Here is a 2,583-nt window from a genome sequence, read left to right on the forward strand (position 1 = left end):
GGAAAGAATTTTAAAAGTTCACGTAACCCTTAAAATTCATTAACAAGAATCTCTAGTCTTGAAGAAACCTAAAAATATTCGTATAATGATTAAGAAGTTACGGAGCTAGTACAAGTAGTTTCCGTAAATGGCTGAGGGTGCGTCAACACCGCTCGGCTTTTTTTTGCTCTTTTTTCAGTTTTTTTAATTATAACACTGACAAAAACAAATACAAAGACCTCAGGGAATTTCATTCCCCGAACCCCTTGAGCCTCTTCCTGCCGAAGTTAAAGGGCGCAGTTCTTCGCTCAGCTGTCGGACGTCGAATCTAACACAAACGTTCACTACCAGTCGCCAAAAAGCGGGCTCCATTCTCGTTCTCTTTTTGTGTTTTAACGATTCCGCCGACAACTAAACGAAGAACTTAACGCTAGCAGCCATCATCAAAAAATTTAATTATGGGGTTTGGGGGAGGCCCCAAAGTTGATTCAAAACAAAAAAGAAGTTGACGCAAAATATAAATTTTGTGCCGACTTCTTTTTTGTTTTTTACGCAAGGTACATGTACCTTGCTATGCTTGCCACTGACAAAGAAGTACACTCACACACTCTAGTTTTCTGTCTAAAAGGAGTTTTATTATTTTGTTTAGCTCCGTTAACCCAAATTCTTAAAATCGCTCAGAAACGATTTTAGAAGGGTTTAAAAACAAATGGGTCCGGTATGGGGTTCCACCTAGGGTCCGGTTTCCAATTTTCATCATTTTGGGGGTCCGGTCTAGGGTCCCTGGCATGGACCCGCCGTCCGCCCCCGAATTTCATCGTAAACGTTGTTAGCTAGCCTTGTTGAGTGTAGGGGGTTCTCGCTTTTCAATCGAGAACCCCCTACACTCAACAACAATAAAATTTTACAAATTTGATCAACGGCAAAACAGCAAACAAATTTCGAAATTTAGGGGCGGACGGCGGAAATATTTTCCTCTTGCAAGCATAGCAAAGTGGTACCACCTTGCTGAAAAATGGAAAAACACGACCAAATAACCGACCCAAAAATTCTAAAATCAGGAAAATAGAAATGGACAAAAAGGAGAATGTATCCCGAAAACTTTTGGCAAAGTTGGACGGAACTTGTGGAGGAAACTTTGACAAAACGTCGAGGGCATCACGAGTATGCGAGTGACTTTTTTTGTCAGATTACCGTCAAATAGGAGAAGGGGGCAAGCATCGGGTGTGTGCGCACACATCCTAAAATGCAATCGCATTTTACTTGTTAGGTTTCACCTAATACCGATAAAAAAACTGAAGCTAAACGTATTTTTAACTCCAGTTTTTTGTCGCTCCGCTCGAATTTATTTTGAAAAAGTTAAAACAAGGTCATTCATTTTTTGCCAGTACTGTTCTACTCGTTTTAGTTCAATATCTGACAGGGAAAATAAATTGAGATTCAGCATTTCTTTGAATTGCTGGTACAGCAAAGCATAAAAATCATTAGGACTATCGATTGGAATATTTTCTCTTGAAAGATACGCAATCAGTCTTGCCGTTACACCTTTTGATAATTCATTCAATGATTCGATTTTTACCGTTTGTTCATAGTTCATTGCCTTCACCTCTTTCTGTGACATCAAGCCCTTGTAACCAAGTGTCTAATTCTCTTTTCAAATCATTTGCCGATTCTGAAAAAGTTTCTCTCAAATGATTCGTCAATTCATCATTCTGACTTTCTTCTTTTAGCAAATTTCGATATTTATATTTTGTATGACGAGCCAAGCCAGCCCATAAATTTTGATCTGAAATCAATCCCGCAATCATAATTCTATCAGTATGCTTTGTATCAATCGGCAAAAAATGAGGACTTGCAAAACTATCTAAACTTTCGTTAACCATCGCATACCAGTCCGTCGCCTTTCCACGCCGTAACTGTAGTTCCAGTCGCCACCAAGTTTTTATTTCTGGTGGTACAATTTTCCGCTTGGTTTCTTGTTCCAATTTTTTGTTGTACATCCTTATTTGTCTCTCACTAGCACGACTGCCCCAATAAGCCGTTTCCAGCTTCCCAGACCGCCCATAGATTGGTTTGAACGAAACAGGGTCAACCACTCGATATTGTGTAATAAACTCATCAGGCACATCGATAATATCGCAAGCAATATCTGCACGTGAGAAATGTGGTTCTAGAAATAAATCATGAATGAAATTTTTCATTGAACTAGCTAAAAATTGATTGATTTTATTGGGGTTAAAGTCAATCCGCCCTTTGCCCTCTTGCCATTTTAAAATTTCAATGTAGGCAATATTTTCTTCATATTGGTCTAACAATTGCCAGCCATTATTCCCAACCGCCTTTAAATATCCGTTACCTTCGTTTAGGCGCATAAGCTGTTCAAAATCTAAAATCAACACATCATTTTGAGTGTGATAATAAATATTTTCTTTTAATTTTCCAACAATGGTGATTCGGTCAATCGACCAATGTAATTTTAGGGGGGTGGTCAAAGTTTGCACACTTAACCGCCTGTTAGATAGGGCTGTTAAATTTTCCCACTCATTTACAATCGTGCCATTTTTACTCAAATTCCGTTCCTCCTCAAAGAAAAAAGAGATTCTT

At 38.6% G+C, this 2,583-nt stretch carries 2 protein-coding genes; both read right to left on the reverse strand.

Features of this window, described 5'->3' with window-relative positions; translation table 11 throughout:
* Positions 1–1,324: 1,324 nt before the first annotated feature.
* Positions 1,325–1,576: an antitoxin gene (locus IGL24_RS15435; RefSeq protein WP_207699839.1), complete on the reverse strand. Its 252-nt coding sequence runs from the start codon at positions 1,574–1,576 to the stop codon at positions 1,325–1,327.
* A complete protein-coding gene (locus IGL24_RS15440) occupies positions 1,566–2,549 on the reverse strand; it encodes a replication initiation factor domain-containing protein (RefSeq protein WP_207699840.1) in 984 nt (327 codons plus the stop codon). The genes IGL24_RS15435 and IGL24_RS15440 overlap by 11 nt, the downstream gene beginning before the upstream one ends.
* Positions 2,550–2,583: the final 34 nt, after the last annotated feature.

It is taken from the genome of Enterococcus sp. DIV2371, assembly GCF_050498525.1.
Lineage (GTDB): Bacteria > Bacillota > Bacilli > Lactobacillales > Enterococcaceae > Enterococcus_B > Enterococcus_B mangumiae.